Annotated in this window: 18 protein-coding genes; 8 read left to right on the top strand and 10 right to left on the bottom strand. The window is 53.3% G+C overall.

Translation table 11 applies throughout. The features are described from left to right. The first annotated feature begins 11 nt into the window (after positions 1-11). Entirely contained in the window at positions 12-734 is a 723-nt protein-coding gene (locus tag PG871_RS14375; protein WP_270730402.1) for an RlmE family RNA methyltransferase, read from the top strand. Positions 735-749: 15 nt separating this feature from the next. Here PG871_RS14375 and PG871_RS14370 read toward each other — a convergent pair whose 3' ends face one another. Beyond that, positions 750-932 (bottom strand): hypothetical protein, encoded by a 183-nt coding sequence (locus PG871_RS14370; protein ID WP_270730400.1) that lies wholly within the window; start codon positions 930-932, stop codon positions 750-752. Positions 933-1029: 97 nt separating this feature from the next. Further along, on the bottom strand, positions 1030-1947 hold the full coding sequence (locus tag PG871_RS14365) for a lysophospholipid acyltransferase family protein (protein ID WP_270730398.1): 918 nt from the start codon (positions 1945-1947) through the stop codon (positions 1030-1032). Between the two features lie 174 nt (positions 1948-2121). Here PG871_RS14365 and PG871_RS14360 point away from each other — a divergent pair, with 174 nt between their 5' ends. The 3 genes from PG871_RS14360 to PG871_RS14350 are packed head-to-tail and all read left to right on the top strand — an operon-like array spanning position 2122 to position 4555. After that, a complete protein-coding gene (locus tag PG871_RS14360; RefSeq protein WP_270730396.1) occupies positions 2122-2832 on the top strand; it encodes an acylneuraminate cytidylyltransferase family protein in 711 nt (236 codons plus the stop codon). 2 nt (positions 2833-2834) lie between these two features. After that, on the top strand, positions 2835-3626 hold the full coding sequence (locus tag PG871_RS14355) for an SDR family NAD(P)-dependent oxidoreductase (protein ID WP_270730395.1): 792 nt from the start codon (positions 2835-2837) through the stop codon (positions 3624-3626). After that, positions 3620-4555: a Gfo/Idh/MocA family protein gene (locus PG871_RS14350; protein WP_270730394.1), complete on the top strand. Its 936-nt coding sequence runs from the start codon at positions 3620-3622 to the stop codon at positions 4553-4555. The genes PG871_RS14355 and PG871_RS14350 overlap by 7 nt, the downstream gene beginning before the upstream one ends. Positions 4556-4613: 58 nt before the next feature. On the opposite strand, the gene neuC is transcribed toward PG871_RS14350, so the two are convergent. The 3 genes from neuC to PG871_RS14335 form a co-directional block, all read right to left on the bottom strand. Next, the gene (neuC, locus tag PG871_RS14345) at positions 4614-5735 is read right to left on the bottom strand and encodes a UDP-N-acetylglucosamine 2-epimerase (protein WP_270730392.1); all 1122 of its coding nucleotides are present in this window, start codon (positions 5733-5735) and stop codon (positions 4614-4616) included. Positions 5736-5793: 58 nt separating this feature from the next. Next, positions 5794-6465 (bottom strand): sulfotransferase family 2 domain-containing protein, encoded by a 672-nt coding sequence (locus PG871_RS14340; protein WP_270730391.1) that lies wholly within the window; start codon positions 6463-6465, stop codon positions 5794-5796. A gap of 126 nt (positions 6466-6591) precedes the next feature. Next, on the bottom strand, positions 6592-7620 hold the full coding sequence (locus tag PG871_RS14335; RefSeq protein ID WP_270730390.1) for an N-acetylneuraminate synthase family protein: 1029 nt from the start codon (positions 7618-7620) through the stop codon (positions 6592-6594). A 689-nt stretch (positions 7621-8309) separates the two neighbouring features. Between PG871_RS14335 and PG871_RS14330 the strand changes: the two genes are divergently transcribed. Beyond that, positions 8310-10244 carry a DUF3604 domain-containing protein gene (locus PG871_RS14330; RefSeq protein WP_270730389.1) on the top strand — a complete coding sequence of 645 codons (1935 nt, stop codon included), beginning with the start codon at positions 8310-8312 and terminating at the stop codon, positions 10242-10244. A 181-nt stretch (positions 10245-10425) separates the two neighbouring features. On the opposite strand, the gene PG871_RS14325 is transcribed toward PG871_RS14330, so the two are convergent. The 5 genes from PG871_RS14325 to PG871_RS14305 form a co-directional block, all read right to left on the bottom strand. Further along, positions 10426-11322 (bottom strand): hypothetical protein, encoded by an 897-nt coding sequence (locus tag PG871_RS14325; RefSeq protein ID WP_270730388.1) that lies wholly within the window; start codon positions 11320-11322, stop codon positions 10426-10428. A gap of 190 nt (positions 11323-11512) precedes the next feature. Next, a complete protein-coding gene (locus PG871_RS14320) occupies positions 11513-12523 on the bottom strand; it encodes a HupE/UreJ family protein (protein WP_270730387.1) in 1011 nt (336 codons plus the stop codon). Next, on the bottom strand, positions 12520-13371 hold the full coding sequence (locus PG871_RS14315) for a peptidylprolyl isomerase (RefSeq protein ID WP_270730385.1): 852 nt from the start codon (positions 13369-13371) through the stop codon (positions 12520-12522). The genes PG871_RS14320 and PG871_RS14315 overlap by 4 nt, the downstream gene beginning before the upstream one ends. 223 nt (positions 13372-13594) lie before the next feature. Beyond that, positions 13595-13948 carry a hypothetical protein gene (locus PG871_RS14310; RefSeq protein WP_270730383.1) on the bottom strand — a complete coding sequence of 118 codons (354 nt, stop codon included), beginning with the start codon at positions 13946-13948 and terminating at the stop codon, positions 13595-13597. Positions 13949-14113: 165 nt separating this feature from the next. Next, positions 14114-16822 (bottom strand): AsmA family protein, encoded by a 2709-nt coding sequence (locus PG871_RS14305; RefSeq protein ID WP_270730381.1) that lies wholly within the window; start codon positions 16820-16822, stop codon positions 14114-14116. A 441-nt stretch (positions 16823-17263) separates the two neighbouring features. Here PG871_RS14305 and PG871_RS14300 point away from each other — a divergent pair, with 441 nt between their 5' ends. Genes PG871_RS14300 through PG871_RS14290 form a run of 3 tightly spaced genes read left to right on the top strand, consistent with a single transcriptional unit; the run spans position 17264 to position 20485 of the window. Then, complete coding sequence (locus PG871_RS14300; RefSeq protein WP_270730379.1) at positions 17264-17983, top strand: ATP-dependent zinc protease family protein; 720 nt, start codon at positions 17264-17266, stop codon at positions 17981-17983. 10 nt (positions 17984-17993) lie between these two features. Next, positions 17994-19526: an inactive transglutaminase family protein gene (locus PG871_RS14295; RefSeq protein WP_270730377.1), complete on the top strand. Its 1533-nt coding sequence runs from the start codon at positions 17994-17996 to the stop codon at positions 19524-19526. Further along, on the top strand, positions 19526-20485 hold the full coding sequence (locus PG871_RS14290; protein WP_270730376.1) for an alpha-L-glutamate ligase-like protein: 960 nt from the start codon (positions 19526-19528) through the stop codon (positions 20483-20485). Before PG871_RS14295 ends, PG871_RS14290 begins: the two co-directional genes overlap by 1 nt. Positions 20486-20562: the final 77 nt, after the last annotated feature.

The raw sequence follows: 20562 nt of genomic DNA, 5'->3' as shown, positions 1-20562 counted from the left end.
GAGGTGATGTGATGGCTAAAAAACCAACCGGAAAAAACACGTCGGGGCGCGGATTGCGTGATCTGACTGTCAAAGTGAAAACGGCGCGTGGGCGCCGGTTGAGCTCGACACGCTGGTTGCAGCGGCAGTTGAACGATCCTTATGTGCAGCGCGCCAAGGCCGAGGGTTATCGCGGCCGCGCGGCATTCAAGATCATGGAAATAGACGACAAATACCGCTTTCTGGTGCCCGGTGCGCGGGTGGTGGACCTTGGCTGCGCGCCAGGCGGCTGGTTGCAGGTCGCCGTGCCACGGGTAAATGCGCTTGGCGAGAAATCTGGAAAAAAGGTTGGCACCATTCTGGGCATCGATTTGCAGGAAGTGGAGTCGGTTGCAGGCTGTGATATCTATCAACTGGATTTCATGGACGAAGGTGCCGACGATCAGGTCAAAGAATGGCTTGGTGGCGGAGCAGATGTGGTCATGAGCGATATGGCCGCGTCGAGTTCGGGCCACAAACAAACGGATCACTTGCGTATTATTTCGTTGTGCGAAGCGGCGGCTTACTTTGCCTTTGACGTGTTGGACGAAGGTGGGACGTTTGTCGCCAAGGTTCTGGCAGGTGGTGCTGAGGGTGAATTGCAAAAGCTTCTCAAACAGAAGTTTACCAAAGTGGCAAATTTCAAGCCGCCAAGCAGTAGATCAGACAGTTCGGAGAAGTTTGTTGTTGCACAGGGGTTTAGGGGGCGAACTTAATCCCTGACGCCAACCTTATGCTGCACGGCGCAGCGAGGCGGAAGCCGCTTTTACCAGAAACTCACTGACAAAATCAGGCTGCGAGGCGGGTGCGGGATGTTGTGCAGCTTGCGCTACGAGATTTTCTTGGCGGATGAGTTCGAACAGACGCGCAAAGCGCGACGTCTGAACCAGCGCGGACGCGGGAACATATTTCAAGGCAGCTCTCCATAGGCAGCGCGACCGCGAACAGGCAGGTCGCAATGGGAAGCCCCTTATGAGAGCGGCGAATGGCAATTCTGGCCCCGAATTGGGGCTATTTTGCGGAAGTTCCTGCGGCGTCGCGGTCGGCATTGGTGTCATTGCCTGCGTTTTTCCAACGGTTGTGGGTCCACATCCATTGGCCCGGATGGGCACGCACCTGTGCTTCAAGGCTTTCGTTGAGCGCCTTGGTCATTTCCTGCACGGTGGTGTGCGGAATTGGCTCTTCCGTCACGATTTCATAGTTGCCGTCCGATTGGCGCACACCATAGCAAGGCACCAGATCGACTTTGTATTTCAATGCCAGTTCAGCCGCGGATTCTGCGGTGCGGGCCGGTTTGCCCATAAAGTCATAAAGCGGCGCGTCGTTGATGCGCTGATCATGCACGATGCCGACAAAGCCACCGCCGCGAAGATGTTTGATCATATGCGACATGCCGCGACGGCTGCGCTCAAACATTGGTTCGCCAAAATCAGCCATAGCCGCAACGTAGTGGTCGTTAAAATACGGATTGGACATGCGTTTATACAGCACACCAATCGGCATGCCGCGGGACAGAAAGGAGCCCCGTACGGCAAGATAATTGCCAAAATGCCCGGTCACCAAAAGCGCGCCTTTGCCCTCTTTGTGCGCCTGCTCGAGAACCGCGTTCCCGGGTCCGGTGATCGGAGCCTTGGCTGTGCGGTCAAGGAAGGTCTTGTCTGAGTAGGTTTCCATCAGCATCCGCCCCATTGATCGGGGAACCTGACGCACAATCGCTTCGCGGTCTTCTTCTGAAAGCTCTGGCATCGCAAGCGAGAGATTTTCCCGAATGCGTTTGCGGTTACCCGTGATTGGGGCAAGCACGCTGGTGGCCAGCCAACCCGACAAGCTTAGGCGTGTGTCATAAGGCAGAGTTTTCACCGCGCCAAGGAATGCACGAATGGCGAAGTCTGACAGTTTGTAGCCGAGGTTTCCGTCTTGGGCGCTCATCGTGGCCGTCCTGCACTGGATTTGGTGAAATGTAGTAAGGTCGGATATGTAGTGCCCAGGTCGGGTCACTGCAAGGTGTCATCGGATCGTGATTGGTGTTGCATCGCCGCTTGCGGGTTCGTATTTCAAACGGGCTATTTTGATGCAGTGGTCAAATTCGATGGAGATGCAAGCATGATCCTTGGACATATCGGTGCGCGCAAAGGCTCCAAAGGGGTTGTGCGTAAGAATTTTAAGGAATTGAGCGGCAAACCGTTGATCGACTGGTCCTTGGACCAGTTGTTTGCGCATCCAATGGTGGATGCGGTGGTGGTGTCTACTGATGATGAAGAGATTTATGCGCATTCCGTTGCCAAAGGCGCTTTGGATATCGGATTGCGGCCAGCACATCTTGCCACGGACGAAGCCCCGAAATGGGGCGTTTGGCAACATGCGCTGGCGGCTGGGGAGCAGGCCGCGGGACGCACGGCCAGCGCGTTTCTGGATCTGGATTGTACATCTCCTTTGCGGCAGCCTGAGGATATCACCGGTGCCCTGACACTTTTTCAAAACGACAAACCCGACATGGTCATGAGTGTCTGTGAGGCGCGCAAGAACCCGTATTTCAATCTGGTGGAACCCGATGAAACTGGTGCTTTGCATGTGTCCAAACCGCTGCCGGGTGGCGTTTGGGCGCGTCAGGCAGCGCCGACGGTCTATGAACATGCTGCCAGCACCTATGTGGTGGATCCGGTCTACCTTCGAAATGCGGCGACGATCTATGAAGGGCGCGTTGTACCTTTTGAGATGCCAGCCGAGCGGTGCATCGACATCGACTCGCCATTGGATTTTGCCATGGTGGAGTTTCTGCTGGCGGATTTTTTGAAACGAGATGAGGACAAGTGAGCATGGGCAATCAACTGGACGGACGCACGGTTTTCATCACGGGGTCTGGTGGCGTATTGGGCTCAACCTATGTGCGGCGGATGCTTGATCAGGGCGCCAAAGTGGTGGCCACCGATCTGGAAGGCGCACGGGCGGATGCGTTGGTTGAGGCGCATGGAAATAACACGAACTTTGGCTTCTATCACCTTGATGTTGGGGACGAAGAGGCCGTTTCAGGGATTTTTAGAAAGGTGATGTCGGACGGTTGGAAGCCAAATGTTGTGTTGAACAATGCGGCCATTACCGGTGAGATGCTGATGGGAGCAGGCAAGCCTTTTCCGGACTTTGCCGATACGTCGGTGGATGACTTTGAGCGGACCATGCGCACCAATCTGACGGGCGCGTTTATGATCGCGCGTCAGATGGATCGTGACATCATCGGCAAATACCCTGCGAGCCTGATCAATGTGGCGTCTATGTATGCGTTGAACGGTGCGCACCATCCGATTTATGACGGCATGCCGTTCAAAAACTTTAGTGCCTACGGGGTTTCGAAAGCCGGTATTCATGGTCTTACAGTTTGGTTGGCCGGATATTGGGCGCAGCGCGACGCAACCGTGAACACAATTTCTCCGGGCGCAGTGTTTAATGGACACAGCGAAGAATTTCAGCGCCGCGTCGGTGAGTTGATCATGCAAAACCGGATGGCTCAACCTGACGAAATTGCGGATGTGATGTTGTTTTTGGCGAGCGAGCAAGCGGGACACATGACAGGACAGATGGTCAATGTGGATGGTGGCTTTTCCGCATGGTGATCGCAGTCATCGGTGCTGGCTCTATCGGGCGACGGCATTTTGCCAATCTAGAGGCGTTGGGCGAGAAAGCCGAGTTGATTGGCTGGCGCGGCTTTGATCAGGCAGCTTTTGAAGCGCGTGACGATATCGAAGCGGTGGTGATCGCCACCTCAACGCCGATCCGGCTTTCGCTGATCGAAATTTGTGCCGACAAAGGCTGGCCGTTTTATGCGGAAAAGCCGTTGGCATGGCGCGTCGCGCAGGCGGAAGCCATTCACGATGCCGGCCGGCCAGTTGCGGACCGCTCCATGGTCGGGTTTATGATGCGGTATCATCCTGCGGTGCGCGATCTTGCAGCGCGCGATCTAAGTCAGGTCTATGGATTTCATTTTGAGATCGGCCACGATGTGCGGCAATGGCGTGAAAACTGGTCCTTTGCCGGAAGCTATGCGGCCGAGCCTGAGGGCGGTGGTGTTCTGATGGACCTGAGCCACGAGATAGACCTCGCATTGGCAGTGCTTCCGGGCCTTCGTCTGCAGGCGGTGGACTGCGTTGGACATGAGGATTTTCCCAACGTGGATTTTGCCACACGTTTGCATCTGAGCGCGCCAAGCGGGGCGGTGGGATCTGTCGCGATGGATTACGTCAGTCCGGTCTCTCTGCGGCGCGCGGGGTTGCGCGGTCGAGATGAGGTGATCGATCTCGACTTTCTTAAACCAGAGATGCGGGCTGAGAGCGGGAACGACATCAAGATCATGCCTTATGGCTTTGATCGCAATGATATGTTTGTCGATATGATGCGCGATTTTTTGGCATTGGTGCGGGGACAGAAAACCTCTGAAAACCCGTTGATGCCGCGATTTGACCGGATGCGAGACAGCAGCTTGTTGATCGCCCGAGCGTGGGAAGCGCGACGGTTTAGTGGCGTCGTCGACATGGACATGAGTTAGCGGCGTTCGGGTCATCTTGCTTGGTGCCATGGATTAGGCTCTTACGGCCACGCAGCGCTTATTTGATGTCGTGAAATGCTTTTTGCAGGGTTTGATCCCAAAAATCCGGATCCGACAGGATTTCGGCAAAGCGATCCGCAGCGCGGCCTTCGCCGAAACCGGTGTGCGGTGCGTGACGGTGGCCCCATTGCGTCTTGAGGAAGTCCGAAATTGCCGCGCGGTCGTCCGCGGCGCAGGTGGTAACCGATCCCGACTGAGCCCGATTGGTTTGGCGGGTGCCGATATCGAGTGAGGGCAGGCCAAGGAAAGGCGCTTCGCGCACGCCGGCGGATGAGTTGCCGATCATGCAGGCAGCGGTCTTCATCAACTCGGAAAAGTGGTTGAACCGCATGGATGGGAATTGCCGGAACCGGTCGGTCGGCAATGCATCCAATTCTGCAAAAATGGCGGCTGAGCCGGGATCGTTGTTGGGGGCAATCACTACGAAGTTCCGTCCGGATGCCTCAAGCTCGCCAAACAGGGCATGCGCCTGCGCGCCGATTGTCTCTTGTTCTGACGTGACCGGGTGAAACGTCACCAGGCCAAAGTCGTCAAACGGAATTTCGTAACGCGCTTTGACGTCCTCCAGAGTGACGCCGGACGGGGCGGCGTGAAAATCCAGCTCTGGCGAGCCGATTACATGAATCGCACCTTCGGGCTCCCCCATGGCCATAATCCGACGCTTTGCGTCCTGGGAGCTCACGAAATGGTGGCTGGACAGTTTGGTGTTACAATGCCGAAAAATCTCGTCGATCGTGCCGGACACTTCGCCGCCCTCAATATGGGCGCAAGGAATGTAGTTGGTCGCCGCCACCAAGGCCCCTGCAAGCGCCTCGATGCGATCACCGTGCACAACCACAAGATCGGGGCGGGTTTCGGTAACATAGTCAGAAAAGCCCACAACAGTTTTGGCCAGAATGATATCTTGTGGATCATCAGGGCGCTGATTTAGGAACTCATGCACTGTGGCGCCGTTTTGACGGTGTACCTCGATCTTGGTCAAGCCATAGCGATCCAGCATGTGCATGCCGGTGACAAAATAGCTGACTGAAAAATCCGCCGCTTGCAGGGCGGCTGCCAGCGGTTCGAGTTTACCAAAGTCAGCACGCGTGCCGGTGAGAAAGAGAATTGATCGGGTCATGTAATTCTCATGGCGCGGTTTTGGGACGTGTGCAAGCCCGTTTGAGAGATAGCTTTGGTTAGACAGGCACGTCGCGGGCGTACCCTAAGATATCAAAATCGCGCTGGTAAAGCTCGTGCATCAAGGCCAGATTTCGATCACCAAAGTAGTCTGTAATGGGTTTTTTGGCGGCTTTGGTAACGTTGCTTCGTGCGATGGAAACCCCGTCGAGTCCTAGCCACTCCGCCGCCTCAGAAAAATCTTGGTCGAGGGTTTCAAAACGTAACAACCGATCGACCGCGATCTTGCCGTCTCTGTCGACGACGAAGTGCGTCTGATCTGGCAGATGCGCAAAGAAATGTTCAGTAGGCAAAGCGGGTTTAAGGCGATATTCGAGGTATTCGGTAAACGTCATGGCGCCGACCTTCTCAGCGGTCCGACGGTTGCGATACTGTTTCATATATTCAAAATGGGAAACGGCATGCGTGTAGGGATTGCGCACCACGCCAAAAGTTTTGAAGCGGTCGAACTCTGGCCGGCCAAGTTTTCGAATAAAGCCACGAGCGGTTTCATGCCCTTTAAAGTGCGCTTTGTCAGCGGTTTCTTGAATTGGCAGACGCCGTGAAAAGCGGCGCAAAAGGGATTTTTTGTCTGCGTCCCTGCTGAACGGAAGAAGGGCGGCCATGAGCGATTGGCCGGCCGTCTTTGGAACATGCAAAAAAATAAAATTATATTCCAGCGACAGTATCATTTCGGTGTCCGCTTCTTCACGTGCTCATGGTTTTCGGTCTGAGCCGCACAGGCATTTGAGGCCATCGCAATCACTGGCCAGTCTTTTTGGCGGCAATACGCGTCTAGTTTACTCATACCAGTGTCCTTAGTCCAAATCCGACCAGCGCAACTGCGTGTTGCGGCTCACGGCTTTGTTCAATGTCTTGCCGACCACTTTGTCAAAATCATACCCTGCAATTTCGCCGGACCCCGGGCGGCGGGCCCAGATGTCGGCTTCGGTGATGAGGTGGCCCTCGGGCAGGTCTTTGTCGGCCACAACAGATGCACGGGCGAATGCATAAACCGACTCTTCGGCCTGGGTGCGCTGTTTTGGATTGTTTGCCGCGATCCAGATTTCGCGGGAGCGGTCGATAAGGTGGCGCAGTTCCGACGGATCCATCGAGTTGATGATATCGGGGCCTGCGCGGTAACGGGTGTCTGTGTAGTGGCGTTCCAAAATGCAGGCGCCCAATGCCACGGAGGCCAGCGCCATTTCCGGGCCGATCGAGTGGTCGGAGAAGCCGACAATTGCCTTCGGGAAGGCGTCTTTGAGGTCGCTCACCCCGCGCAGGGAGACAATTTCGGGCGGTGAAGGATATAGGTTCGTGCATTCCAGCAAGGCGTAGTCAATGCCAGCATCCTCGAGGATGGCAACAGAGCGGCGCATGGTCTCGATGGTTTGCATGCCGGTCGACATAATCACCGGTTTGCCAAACGAGGCGATGTGGCGGATCAGGGGCAGGTTGTCCGCTTCGCCAGATCCGATTTTAAATGCGGGCACGCCTGCGTCGGCCAAAAAATCGGCCGCTTTGCGGGAGAACGGTGTGGAGATGAAGATCATGCCAAGCTCTTGGCAGTAACGCATCAGCTCAAGTTCGTCCTCAGGCGACAGCGCACATTGCGCCATCACGTCCCAGATCGACACATCTGCATTGGGTGGAAAAATTTCCTTGGCTTCGTCGGTCATTTCATCTTCGACAAAGTGGGTCTGGTGCTTGATCATTTCGCAGCCTGACAGCGCCGCGAGACGAGCCATTTCTTTGGCAACGCTCAAGTCTCCGCCGTGGTTGATGCCGATTTCGGCAATGACCAAAGGCGGCTGATTGGGTCCGACCTCACGGTGGGCGATTTTCATGGTGGATCCTTTCGTCAGGCAGGTCTGCGGCTTGGAGAACTGCTACCTGCTGTGGCGCAGCGTGTAAAGTTGGTGGGTCAGGTATCCGCTCAGAAAACAGGCGATGCGAGGAAGACTAACTGGCCCCAAATTAATGAAAGCATGTCTTCAATGAATGAAGGATTTCCATTCGGGAGACGGGTAGGGGAAACATAGGAGGATGTCATCAACCGCATTATCGAAGCTCATTTTCAACTTCTGCTCTATCAGTCGCGGAAAGAAAGTCATGCATGGCGTCGACGGCTTGACACCAGATTTTCACAACCTGAGGCAAGTCCTTATTTGTCGAAGTCCAAATTTTCACCATGCCTTTTGGTGACGGATTTTCCTATTGTTCTATAGGGACACTTTACGGCGACCGACCTCCATTTTCACCCGTTGCGCATCAGCTCGGAACAAGAGCATCACACTAGAGAAAAGGATATTCAAAGTGGTCTTGGCGCTCGCAATACACTTCTAATTGGGCCATTTGGCGCTCGGGTGAGTGACTGCGCAACGTCCTTCTGCACCAAAATTCCTTCAAGTGTGTTGTTGTTAAAGGGTAAATTTCAGTAGCAAAGAAGAAACTGACAAGCCTTGATTTCATGGTAACATCGTTTTGAGCGGTGCATTTTGCTCTAATTCGTTCGACTAATTTCCGGGAGGTCACAATGAAAAGACTTGTTGCTTTATTTCTTTCTTCGACTGTTCTGTCGATTACTGCGGTTTCTGCAACTGCCGATGGTGGTGCGGCGGATCCTCAGAAATTTGACTCGATATACCCAGGTAAGACGTATTCGCCTTATGCGAAGCGATCTTTCCCAAGCAATGTTTATTGGGGGGATACCCACCTGCACACAGGCATGTCGCTGGATGCCGGTTTGTTTGGCAACACACTAGGACCTGAGGAAGCTTGGAAGTTGGCAAAGGGCGAAGAGATCGTCTCTTCCACAGGTTTGCCTGTGAAACTTGGCCGCCCGCTCGATTGGATGGTGCTGACAGACCACACAGACCTGATGGGCTTTGCAATTGATCTTCAAGCCGGTGCGCCGAACGTTCTTGCCAACGAAAAAGGGGCGGAATGGTATCAAGGCTTTCTTGCAGGTGGCGCCGCCGCCGGTGAGGCCGCGGTGGATCTGATCACCAACTTTACGCAAGGAACCATGCCTGAGGAGTTTCTGGAGTCCTATAGCACTGGAGCGCAGGCCTATGACAGTGTGTGGGAACGCATTGTAGATGCCGCCGAAGATGCCAACGACCCCGGAAACTTTACAGCCTTCATCGGCTTTGAGTGGACCTCTGTTCCCAAGGGTTTCAACCTGCACCGCAACGTGATGCTGCGCGATGGCGCCAACAACGCGCTTCAGGTGTCGCCCCCTGTGACGGCGGCCCCCTATGGCGATACAGACCCGTTCTACCTCTGGAAATGGCTTGAGGATTATGAAGAGCGGACCGGCGGCACCGCGATGGCATTTGCCCACAACGGTAACCTGTCCAATGGCTGGATGTTCCCGACAGAGGACACATACCACGGTGGCAAAGTCGATGAGGAATACGTACGTTTGCGTGCCCGGTGGGAGCCGCATTATGAGATCACCCAGATCAAAGGGGACGGCGAAGCGCACCCCTATCTGTCTCCGGATGACGAGTTCGCAGACTATGAGAACTGGGATGTGGGCAACCTCGATATCACCGAGCTTAAGACCGAAGACATGCTTGCTGGCGAATATGGCCGCGAGGCGCTTAAGCGGGGCCTGATGCTTGAAGAAAAATTTGGCATCAACCCTTACAAATTCGGATTGGGTGGGGCCACGGACAGTCACACGGCGCTGGCGACTGCGGAGGAAGACAACTTCTTTGGCAAGTCGACAAGCGTAGAGCCGAGCGAGACGCGGATGACCCATCCATTTGTGAAGTCCGATCTTGGCGTGGTCGAGGGCTATCAGCTTCTGGCATCGGGCTATACCGGCGTTTGGGCCAAGGAGAACACGCGTCGCGCAATTTTTGATGCGATGTCGCGCAAAGAAACCTATGCCACAACCGGCCCGCGGATGGCTGTTCGCTTCTTTGGTGGCTGGGAGTTTGGCGAAGACGATCTCCGGTCCCGTACCCCTGCATTTGTCGGCTACGAAAAAGGCGTGCCGATGGGGGGCGACATGGGCAAACAGACGTCCGATGCGCCGAACTTTATGATCATCGCCGTGCGTGACCCGATCGGAGCGAACCTTGACCGTGTACAAGTCGTCAAAGGCTGGCTGGACACTGATGGAGAGCTTCATGAAAAGGTCTATGACGTTGCATGGTCCGATGAGCGGGAAATGGACGCGAACGGCAAGGTGCCACCAGTCGGGAACACTGTCGATCTAGAGGCAGCCAGCTGGACCAACACCATCGGAGCGTCGGAATTGGCAACGATCTGGACCGATCCGGATTTTGATCCTGCAGAGCGGGCGTTTTACTATGCGCGTGTGCTTGAAATCCCAACGCCACGTTGGGTGGTCTACGACAATGTGCGGCTGGGTGCTGAGATTCCTGAAGGTGCTGAGCTGATAGGTCAGGAACGCGCATATACGTCTCCGATCTGGTTCACGCCAACCGAAGAGTAGCGAGCAAAAACGGGCGGCCCTCTTGGGCTGCCCACTCCGTTTAGGGTGGCTGTGGCACAGACCATATCCAAACAAAGAGTGTCTTGTTCGTGCATTTGATAGTCAGTTAATCATCCAAAGGGGTTGGACATTACCAACCCCACAAATACGGGCCTCCCAAAGAAATGGTGGCCTGATCGATTTATGGATCGTTGGGTTGGGAATTTAGTTTCCCAAAAACGAACAACGGCAGATCCGCCACGTTCGGTTCGTCTGTGTCCGACAATTGGAAATGAGAGTTCACCAAAAAAGCCAGTTCACTGTCCACCAGCACGGCTTTGGCCAATTCAGTTCGAATGTCGGATTTGTACTTTTGATTTCCTTCGCGGTCGTGCAACGCCAGTGCACCAACAAGGGCGCTGCGCGATTGGGACGAAACGGTCGCAATTGCCAATTGGGAATGAACCAACCACTCAACGGAGGCCGCGTCGCCGTACTCCAAAAGCGCGATCGCATAGGCGCCCAACATCGGGCCATCGATCCTTGAATTAACTTCGACCCTCTTACGGAAGAAATTTTCAAGACCTGGCGCGCTACTCAAACCCAGCAAGAGAACACGGATCGGCGTCAAATCGGTTTCCGAAAGAATGTTCAACCGCGCCATGATCTGTGTTGCGTCGACTTCGAGACCTAGGGACTTCAACTCACCATACTCAAGCAAGTCCAATTCCCTTAGGGCCAAATGATGTATCGACCGGACTTCATGTCCGAGCAGTCCAGCAAAAAAAGCTGCCCGGTCTTCCGTGTTTCCGGACCGCCACTCCGGCAGTCGAAACATGACTTCAGAAAGAATTGGCCGCATATCGGCGTCTATATATCCGACGCGCTCCCATTTCTCCGAAGCGCTGTTGACCGCAAAGAGCACACGGTCTTGGGGCGTATTTGATATCTTTCGACGTGTAATACTGTCGACCAACTGTGGAATTGGCTCCGCGTACTCGGCGCCGAATAAGTGCTCAGCCGGCACAAATTGAAACGGGTTTGTCGGCGAGGGGCGGGCAAGGACAACTGTTGTGCTGCCTACCAATTTTTCAACCATTGTGGGGAGCGGTATATATCCATGAAATCCGCAAGAAGATGCCGGGTTCGCAGCCAAAGCTGTCAAAAGGAGCAAATGCAAGACGAGTGATTTCATGACACTTTTCACAAGGGCTTTGGATCAATTCACCCAATGTCACACCCATAGACCGCACTTTGCAAGCGAACTTTTGAAAGATCCCGCCCCAGTCTTAGAAGCCAGACAGACGCTCGATAAACCAAAACGCAGATACTGTTCCAATCGCATAGACGCTTACTGTCCAAGTTGCGGATCTTGGGGCGGCACGAGCTAGCATTGGCCCCGCAACGAGACGAACAAGCGCGCCGATACTCAAAATCGCGGCAACAAACAGCAATTGGCCGATCTCTACACCGAGGTTGAAAGACAGGAGAGCCATAGGAATATCCATCTCCGGCAGGCCGATTTCTCGCAGGGCACCGGCAAATCCGAATCCATGCAGAAGACCGAATGAAAATGATACAGTCCATGGAAACCGTTCCGACAAGCGCATGGTTTCACCGCCCTTGTAAAAAAGCTCTGACGCGAGGAACATGATCGACAGGGCGATCACAGCCTCAACCGGTGGGCCGGGCAGGGATATCAGTCCGAAGGTTGCGACGGCCATGGTAATTGAATGGGCAACCGTGAAGGCCGTGATCGCGCCAACAAGACGCCAGCGATCTGAAATCAGCAAAATAAGCGCAAAAACGAACAGGAGATGATCAAAGCCTTCAAGAATATGTTCGACGCCAAGGGGCAGATAGCTGCGGATCACGTCAAAGGTCGACGGAGTGCGCGGTATCTCGAAACTGGTTTCTGATGGAGTTAAGCGCTTTGTTTGAAGCTGGCCGGTGTCGCCACTGTAGCGTACCAATACGTCTGTTTTTTGCGCTGCCAGTCCATAGATTTCGACATGTCCGCCGGCGAGGCCGCCCGGGCAGTTTGTAAGCCACGTCGCCACCCATGCTTGGCCATCGGATTTCGGCGCGGGTCCGGTCGTCTGGTCACAGTGGGTTGGCAATGTTGCGTCAACCTGCATTGGTGCATTTTGCACGTCAGGTTTGCGCCAGAAAACGCGATAGGTGTCGCCGGCTACTGATTTGATTTCCAGATACCCTGGTTCCAACGCGTGTGAGAAAACCACGATCGGTAGGAACAACGCCATCACGATTGTGGCAAAAAACAAACGCATCTTGATCATTGCAGCGCGGCCTCTCTCGCCGTTTGATCGGGCAAAATTACCTCATATCGAGCCTGCAGTTCTTCAAGGATGTTGTCGGTAGCGATCTTAGTTTCCGTGGCCTGATAGTCTTTCATCACGGTATCTTTTACGTCGTCGAATTTTGGTATTTCTCCAAGCTGAACTTGTGTCACTTCAATTGCGTGATACCCAAATCCGGATTTTATTGGTCCTTGCCATGTTCCCGGTTCCAAGGCCAAAAGCACTTCGAAAACAGCAGGTCCAAAATTGCCGTTCACGGCGTTTGGGCCAGACAATTCGTACGCTGGAGGCAGCATGGACCTTACGCCAAAATCGGTTGGGTCCGCGCCTTTATTCAGAGACGTCAGCATCTCTGTGAAAGCGGGCTGGTCCACTGTTTCTCCGACATAGATCTGACGAAAAGAAATTCGGGGCGAGGAGGCATAGGTTTCGGCATTGTCTTGGAAGTATTTTTGCAGGCCAGCTTCGTCGGGCACTGCGGCACCAGCCGCAGAGCTGATCAGAAAAGTCATCTTTTGCGCCAATCTTTGGCGGATAACCGTATCGTTTTGGTCTAGGGACAACGACGTGGCTTCGCGCACCAAAATGTGTTCCCGAACTCTGTTGTCGATCAAGTGGTCGAGTTCATCTTGAGTTGGTAGACGCCGCCATGTCGCCTCGAACTGGCTGACAATCCGATCCATTTCCTGACTGGAAACCACGATCTGTTTTGCTTGCGATGTTTCAGCGGTTTCAGGATTGAGAACGGAATATCCTGCAAAAATGATCCCCCCCATCAGCAGAAAATGCAGAAGCGGTTCGCGAAGTGTCCGAAAAAGAAATTGCATATTGGTGTCTTCTAAAGGGAAGTGGAATTTTGAAGTGATGTCAGCACATTACGTGTTGTCTTGCAAGTTTATTGGTTTGCGGATTTAGGCTTCCACTTGGAAAGGGACCTTTGAACGATACGATCGCATCTAGCAGGGTTGGACTGGGTCACTAACCCGACCCGTGGTGCGATGTTTGCGTGCCTCGTCGACTTATCCACCAACAGTCGGATGCATTCATCCGTTAGTTTTGTTCCTTCTGGCAGGTCCGAACACTTGCCAACCCTTTCATGCTGCCAGTGAGGTCTAAGTCTTCAGACCTTCCAGATGCTCCTTGGACGACAACGGATGCGCGCTTGCCAAACTCAAAAGCAAATTCCGGATTGTCAAAAAACGCGTAGCCGCCGGGTAAGCCATCGTGAACATCGCCAAGCACATCGCCTTGAAAACGGCTGTCGCCGAAATCAAACAAGACAGTGCTCTTTGCGTCTAATTCGGATTTCGGCCACAGAGCATTATAGGCCGCAAAAAATGCACCGTCTTTGTCCGGAACAACGCCGATTTGCACAAGTGTGCCGCTGTCAAACGTCTTTTCCATGTAACAGCCGTTGCCGTTGGAAGGATCTATTTTGACGGTCCAATCGCCAACAGAGGCGTACTCCGAAGGCGCTTCTGCAACCCCAAGGGAAGGCAAAAGCAAAAACATTGCGAACACATGAGGTTTTGTCACTGACTTCAACTCCTATTAAGATCGGAAACGCGCTCATTGCAGCTGTTCAATGTCCGGTGTGCAAGGTTCGCGGTTCGCGGGCATTTCATCTGCTCCGTCTGCGCGGCTGCTGCGGGACCCACCTATATCCAGTTTAAATCTGGGGTCGGAAAGCTTGCCAACCACGTCGAACGGCCAGGCGCTCCTGGCGAGCGGTTTGCCAACCCGACGCGGCTCTGCGCGGATGTCTATTGCGTCGCGCACCCAATCAACTTTGCCATCAACGACCAGCTGAACACTTTTGGTTTCTGCCACCAGTGCATTAAAGCGAGCTTGGCCGCCGCTGAAAGTGACGGGGGCCTTCACGCATACGATTTCAGTTTCTCCCTCGGAAAATTCCTTGGACACCAGCCATGGGAAAATGCCTAGTCCCGCAAGTTCCAACAAGCTGGTGGCGATACCGCCATTGCGCATATTCAACGAGGCAAAGCCCGCCATTGAATTGGCAAACGCCTTCCCTGAAGTGATATTGCCGGTAACGTCAACGGTTGCGGATAATTCGCCGTGAGCTGGAATTTTGACATCCATCGCTTTTAGAATTTCCCCAAAATTCCAGCCGCTGGTCACGCCTTGGATACGCGCGATTTCTGGTTTGTCTTTTGCGTCCATAGAGGCGGTGACTTTGAAGTGTCCGGAGCCATAAAAGAGCTCTAGGGGGCCAGCCACGATTTGACCGTCCTTGGCAGTCAACTCACTGCTCATTGATGATGTACCCGCGTCCCCGACAAATTCCTCTATTTCTATAGCCACCGCCAGATCGGTTTCCGTGAGGATGCGTTGAAGATCAAATGCCTTGCCTTTCTTTTCGAGTACCAAAGGTTGGATCGGCGGTTTGCCGTCGCCGGCATCTTCTGCGTCCTTAGGCGATTTCGTGCTTTTTGCGCGCTCACTTAGTTGACGGATGACCTTCAGCCCTTCGCGCAGATCATCAAGTCGCATATAATCACTGAGGACCTTTCCGCGAACCACGTTGACCTGCTGGTTTAGGTCAAAAATGAAATCGGTTTTGAGGTTGGTCTCATTGGCGTGCACTTCAAATCCGACCTTCGCATCCTTAGCTGTCCCTTCAAGATAGACACCGGTTTTGAGCGACTCGATGCCAACTGGTTGCAATCCAAGAGTGGTCAAAAAGGGTTTTGTCTTAAGAACGTCAAAACTCACTCCAAGCTTTAAGCCTGCGAGCTCCTCAATGCTGGCTACAATCAATTCAGCTTTCAGATCCCAAAGATCTGTGTTGACGGTGCGCGCATTCAGATGCCGTAAACTGAGTGCACCATCTTGATCCGCAATTACAAAATCTGCCTCAACACCCCCAAAAGCTGCGACGTCTTCAGGCGGTAGATCCTTGAGTAAAAGATCTGCGGACCCAAAAAGGTGACCTTTCATGTCGACGAGACGCAAATTCAGCACGTCACCGATGTCTCCCTCGGCCACCAGATAAGGGGCATCTTCCGGTCCTGCTTGAATAGAGACGTCTCGAAGCCCCAAGGTTTGGGCTTCCGAGCGATAGATTTGGCCAATGGAAAGCGGCCCAACTCGATCCAATCCTTGGTCAAACGCGTTGGTATGAAACAGTAGTTCTTCAAATGCGAGTTGGCTGTCTTCATTCACAATGTGCGCATTAATCTGCGTTACTTTTATCTCTTTAAGGCTGTTGGCCTCGGCTGGAGGTTGGCCTTCTGGATGAAGTCGGGCATTCACCGAAATATCAAACGCATCGTTGGTGAAAAGATTGCCAACGTCGCCTTCAATTGTAATCTTTTGACCTTTTTGCAGGTCTAGCGTGCTTTGGAGATTGGCGAAGGCCAATAAGTCCGGCTTGCTAGTGATGTCCACTGACAGATTTCCGACGCCTTCCAAGCTACGCACCAATCCAAGTGCCTCAAAAACATCGCCGATCTGCCCTGTGTTGAGCTCAAGTCGGGCCTTGTAGCCACTGTCGTCAAGAGCCTCTCCGTTGTAGCCTAAAGTAATATCGCCAAATTCGAGCTGGTTTGTGAAGGGAGCCCCCGTGGGATATTTACCGTCCCAAGTAAACTGAGCCCCATTCAAGGTACCTGCACCGGTGACGACCGCCAGGTTGCCGTCCTCCTTTTGGTCAAGCGCGATTTTTTCTAGCTGAAAGTTAAATTCAAAGCCGGAGGTCTCGTCCAACGACAGCAGACCGATGTTGGTAAAAGAAACTGTGCGATCCGCGAGAAATGTGAAGATTGAAGGTTTCGGGGCGGTGGAGCCGCTTGGCACATTTTCATGGTCAGTATCTGTAGAGGGACTTGATGTCGTTTCCTGAGCCGGCTTTGTGGTTTTGTGGTTCGTCCAGCTTGTTGTGCCGTCTTTCTTGGTGATGAGCCGCACTTGCAAGCCGTCAATAGTCAGGTTGTCGATATCAATTCGCCTGTCCAGCAACGCAGGTAAATCTAGTTCCCACTCCAGAATATTTAGTTCGGCAAGGTTCGTGGAGGGAATGTCAGCGCTCGGGATACTTGCTCCGCTGACGTGAACCAGCGTGGTGCCCGACAACACAACCTTCACATCGCCGTCGATTAGAAAAGGTTGTCCGATCTGTTCCGACAACAACTTGGCCACAAAGTCTTTTCGCGTATCGCTGAAAATTGGCGTGGCCAACGCAGCCCAACCAAGCCCAACAACCACGAGAACAAGCAATAGAAAACCAAAAACCGTTCTTTTTATCCAACGTTTCAAAGCATGCCTTCCTCTAGGTTCAAATCCAAGAATTAGCCTAACGTGTTGACGTGGTCGCCCAGTTCAAAATCGTGTCTTCGGGGCCGCAGGAAGTAGTCCCGAAGGGGTAAGTATATTTATGTATTCCGGTATCGTTGCACATCGCATCCGAGATTGTCGACAAATTCGCGCCTCGGACCCAATCCTCAACAAGCCTTCTGCAAGTAGTTCTGGAATGCAAATAGGAGAACCGGGACACCCCGTTGCGGTGCGGGGCCGAAATTTACACACACTTTCGAAGTTAAAAGTACGGAGCTTTGTTATCGATCAGCGCGCGTGAAATGACACTTCAAGACCGCTAGCCAAGACATCGTTTTTTTGGGCGGCGCTTCATGGCACTTGGCCTCAAAGCATTGGACCAAAGGTCGATCTCGCACTAGCCTTTCATCAAAGGCATCAAAATTGGGCAATGAACATCGCCCTCAGGTTACGGAACTGGCCATCTCAACTGTGCCACGGGCCATCGGTATTGTCGGTGGAGAGGGGATTAAGACTTTGAAGGAAAATGATATGGCACTCCAAATTGGCAGCACCAATGAACCCCATCGAAGTAAGGGAAGACTTTCACGCGCGACCGGTTGGACAATAGGCCTGGCGATACTTCTGCCGATTTTCACTCATGTCGCTAGGGCCGACGAAGCCCCCAAAGTTCTTCGCCTTGAGCAAAAACTTGTTCATGGCGAATTTATGGTGATCGGCGAAGCAGAGCAGGTAACACTTCCGGAATATAAGGTAACTTGGCCTGCGCGAATTGACACGGGCGCAACGACCACTTCGGTACACGCAGTCGACATCGAAATGTTCGAACGTGATGGTGCCCCTTGGGTGCGTTTCAAAATCAGCGACGCAGACGCGAAAGAGGTTATCGAAACGGAGAAAAAGGTAGTCCGGATAGCCCAAATCAAAAAACGCGGGGGGGAAGAAGCGACTCAGGAACGCCCTGTGGTGACCATGGATGTAAGGATCGGCAAGGTTGATCAACGTATCGATGTGAACCTGACAGACCGACGCGATTTTGAGTTTCCAATCCTGATAGGGCGCAACTTCCTTGATGGGATTGCTCTCGTAGACGTCAGCCGCAGCTACATTCAAGAGCCGCAAAAATCCGAAAAATCTGAATAACGAGGACACAATGACAGCCAAGCTTCAACTTCGGATTATCGTTGGTATTTTGTTGTTCGTCGGCGTTGGCCTAACCGCCTTTAAACACTTGGAACTGGGTTTTCCTTTGTTGCCGGGCACCAAGGAAACTGTATGGACCGCTGAAGCGCATGTCTCGTTTCGTGCCACCGGCGAGCCTGTTCGGGTCACACTTAGTCTGCCAGTCAACACCAATAACCTACTTGTCGTCGACCACAGCACAGCCGGACGAGGATTTGGGTTTCACATTGAGGAAGAGGGCAGGGCACGCAAGGGTGTTTGGCAGACCAGAAACCCAAGCGGCGAGTATTCCCTATATTATCGTGCACGCGTTTATCGTGGTGGACTTCCAGACCTGATCAACGCGCTGGACGCCCCGGCTAGTCCCGAAAAACCTGTATTCAGCCAAGCCGAAGGCGAGTCCGCGGACTCGATTTTGGCTGAAGCATATGAGTTCTCTGCTGACAATGAAGGACTTGCGCTGCGGTTGGTCCAGTCGCTAACCGCGCAAGAACCAACCCCTGCGGTGTTGGCTTTGATTGGAGAGAACCCCTCGCGGCACGTCAGAGTGAATGCGGCATTGAGGCTGATGCATTCTGCCGGTATTCCGGCGGAGCGCGTACGTGGCATTCTCTTGGAGGAGAGAAAGAACTCATCCCGGTTGACAGATTTACTGGCGATCTGGAACGGAGAGGGTTGGCACGTTATCGATTTTGACAACGCGCAAGTGGGTTTGCCTGAGCTCTTCCTGCCATGGCAATTTGGTGGAGATGCCCTTTATGAAATTGAAGGCGGCGTTGACTCCAGTATTCGCTTTTCTGTGATCGCCGACCAGATTTCCGGACGCCATGCGGCCGTCACCTACAACACTGAAATTGGCTCATCCTTGATTGATTTTTCAATCCTTTCTCTGCCTGTCGAGGCTCAGAACGCGTTTGCAACGCTTCTTCTAATCCCAATCGGTGCTCTGGTTGTTGTGGTGCTACGAAATATTGTTGGCTTGCGAACCTCTGGCACGTTCATGCCCATCCTGATTGCCCTTGTTTTTGTACAAACAGAGCTCCTTACAGGATTGGTTCTGTTTCTAATTGTTGTGAGCTCAGGACTGGTAATTCGGGGGTATCTCACTTCGCTCAATTTGCTTTTGGTGCCGCGAATAGCTGCCGTGTTGGTGGTGGTGATCACTCTGTATATCGCGTTGTCGGTTATCGGTTTCCGACTTGGTATTTCGGAAGCACTTAGCGTCACCTTTTTCCCAATGATCATCATCTCTTGGACCATTGAACGCATGTCTGTTCTTGTCGAAGAGGAGGGTATGAAAGAAGTCTTCCTCCAAGGTGGGGGCAGCTTGCTAACGGCTGTGATTGCTTACCTTGTGATGACCAACCGCTACATCAGCTATTGGACTTTTGAATTCCCCGAACTGCTTTTGGTCGGTCTCGCGATCATCCTCGTGATCGGGCAATACACTGGGTATCGCTTGAGCGAGTTGCGCCGGTTTGAACCCCTTGCGAGGAAGGACTAATGCTGGGCCTGGCAACACCGCGACAGCTGGCCAAGGCCGGAATTGTTGGCATGAATCGCCGCAATGTCGAACTCATCGCACAAAACAACCCACGCCATCTCTATCCATTGGTTGATGACAAACTTCAGACAAAGAAACTCGCTGAAGAAAACGGGCTCGACACACCGGCTTTGATTGGTGTGGTTCGTTTGACGGGGCAGATAAAGGAAGTACACGATTTTCTGAAACCTCACCCGCAGTTTGTCATTAAACCAGCTCGCGGAAGCGGTGGGAAAGGTATTCTGGTGATCTCCGGACGAGAGGGGGATGATTACGTTAAGCCATCTGGAAGCCTGATTGGATTTGAAGCGGTCGCGCGCCACATCAACAACACCCTCAGCGGTCTTTATTCGCTAGGCGGAAAACCCGACGTGGCGATGATCGAGACTATGGTCGATTTTGACCCGATTTTCGACCGTTTCACGTTTGAAGGCGTGCCTGATATTCGGGTGATCGTCTACAAGGGCTTTCCTGTGATGGCCATGACGCGCCTATCGACGGCTGCTTCGGATGGTAAGGCTAACCTTCATCAAGGAGCAGTTGGTGTTGGACTAGACATCGCCACCGGCAAAGCACTTAGGGCTGTCCAGAACGGCACACCCATTACCCAACATCCTGATACAGGCGCAAATCTTGCCGAGATCAACGTGCCACATTGGGAGAACCTAGTGCGGCTCTCTGCGAGATGTCAGGCCGCGAGCGGGCTGGGCTATCTGGGGGCGGACATCGTTTTGGATAAAAGCGAAGGCCCTTTGGTGCTTGAGTTGAATGCACGCCCCGGGTTGGCCATCCAAATTGCCAACGGTACAGGCATGGCGGGTCGCATTGATCGCGTGGAGCAGCTTATCGCAAGGGACAACCCACCCGAAGACGCAGTTTGGCGGGCGAATTGGTCTATGAAACATTTAGCGGCAATATAGAGCGATCGGCGCTTAGCTGATAAAAGTTGAAGCTAGGTCCAAGGTGGTAAGTCTAAAACTGCGCAGAACGAAAAGTG

This window comes from Shimia sp. Alg240-R146, assembly GCF_947331465.1.
Lineage (GTDB): Bacteria > Pseudomonadota > Alphaproteobacteria > Rhodobacterales > Rhodobacteraceae > Shimia.
This window is presented reverse-complemented; position numbering and strand designations above follow the sequence as displayed.

Coding starts and splice junctions, on each gene's coding strand:
- PG871_RS14325 (WP_270730388.1), bottom strand. CDS start 11,322: ATGGTTGAAAAATTGGTAGGCAGCACAACAGTTGTCCTTGCCCGCCCC.
- PG871_RS14320 (WP_270730387.1), bottom strand. CDS start 12,523: ATGATCAAGATGCGTTTGTTTTTTGCCACAATCGTGATGGCGTTGTTC.
- PG871_RS14310 (WP_270730383.1), bottom strand. CDS start 13,948: ATGGAAAAGACGTTTGACAGCGGCACACTTGTGCAAATCGGCGTTGTT.
- PG871_RS14365 (WP_270730398.1), bottom strand. CDS start 1,947: ATGAGCGCCCAAGACGGAAACCTCGGCTACAAACTGTCAGACTTCGCC.
- neuC (WP_270730392.1), bottom strand. CDS start 5,735: ATGACCCGATCAATTCTCTTTCTCACCGGCACGCGTGCTGACTTTGGT.
- PG871_RS14355 (WP_270730395.1), top strand. CDS start 2,835: ATGGGCAATCAACTGGACGGACGCACGGTTTTCATCACGGGGTCTGGT.
- PG871_RS14340 (WP_270730391.1), bottom strand. CDS start 6,465: ATGATACTGTCGCTGGAATATAATTTTATTTTTTTGCATGTTCCAAAG.
- PG871_RS14335 (WP_270730390.1), bottom strand. CDS start 7,620: ATGAAAATCGCCCACCGTGAGGTCGGACCCAATCAGCCGCCTTTGGTC.
- PG871_RS14295 (WP_270730377.1), top strand. CDS start 17,994: ATGACAGCCAAGCTTCAACTTCGGATTATCGTTGGTATTTTGTTGTTC.
- PG871_RS14375 (WP_270730402.1), top strand. CDS start 12: ATGGCTAAAAAACCAACCGGAAAAAACACGTCGGGGCGCGGATTGCGT.
- PG871_RS14360 (WP_270730396.1), top strand. CDS start 2,122: ATGATCCTTGGACATATCGGTGCGCGCAAAGGCTCCAAAGGGGTTGTG.
- PG871_RS14330 (WP_270730389.1), top strand. CDS start 8,310: ATGAAAAGACTTGTTGCTTTATTTCTTTCTTCGACTGTTCTGTCGATT.
- PG871_RS14290 (WP_270730376.1), top strand. CDS start 19,526: ATGCTGGGCCTGGCAACACCGCGACAGCTGGCCAAGGCCGGAATTGTT.
- PG871_RS14315 (WP_270730385.1), bottom strand. CDS start 13,371: ATGCAATTTCTTTTTCGGACACTTCGCGAACCGCTTCTGCATTTTCTG.
- PG871_RS14350 (WP_270730394.1), top strand. CDS start 3,620: ATGGTGATCGCAGTCATCGGTGCTGGCTCTATCGGGCGACGGCATTTT.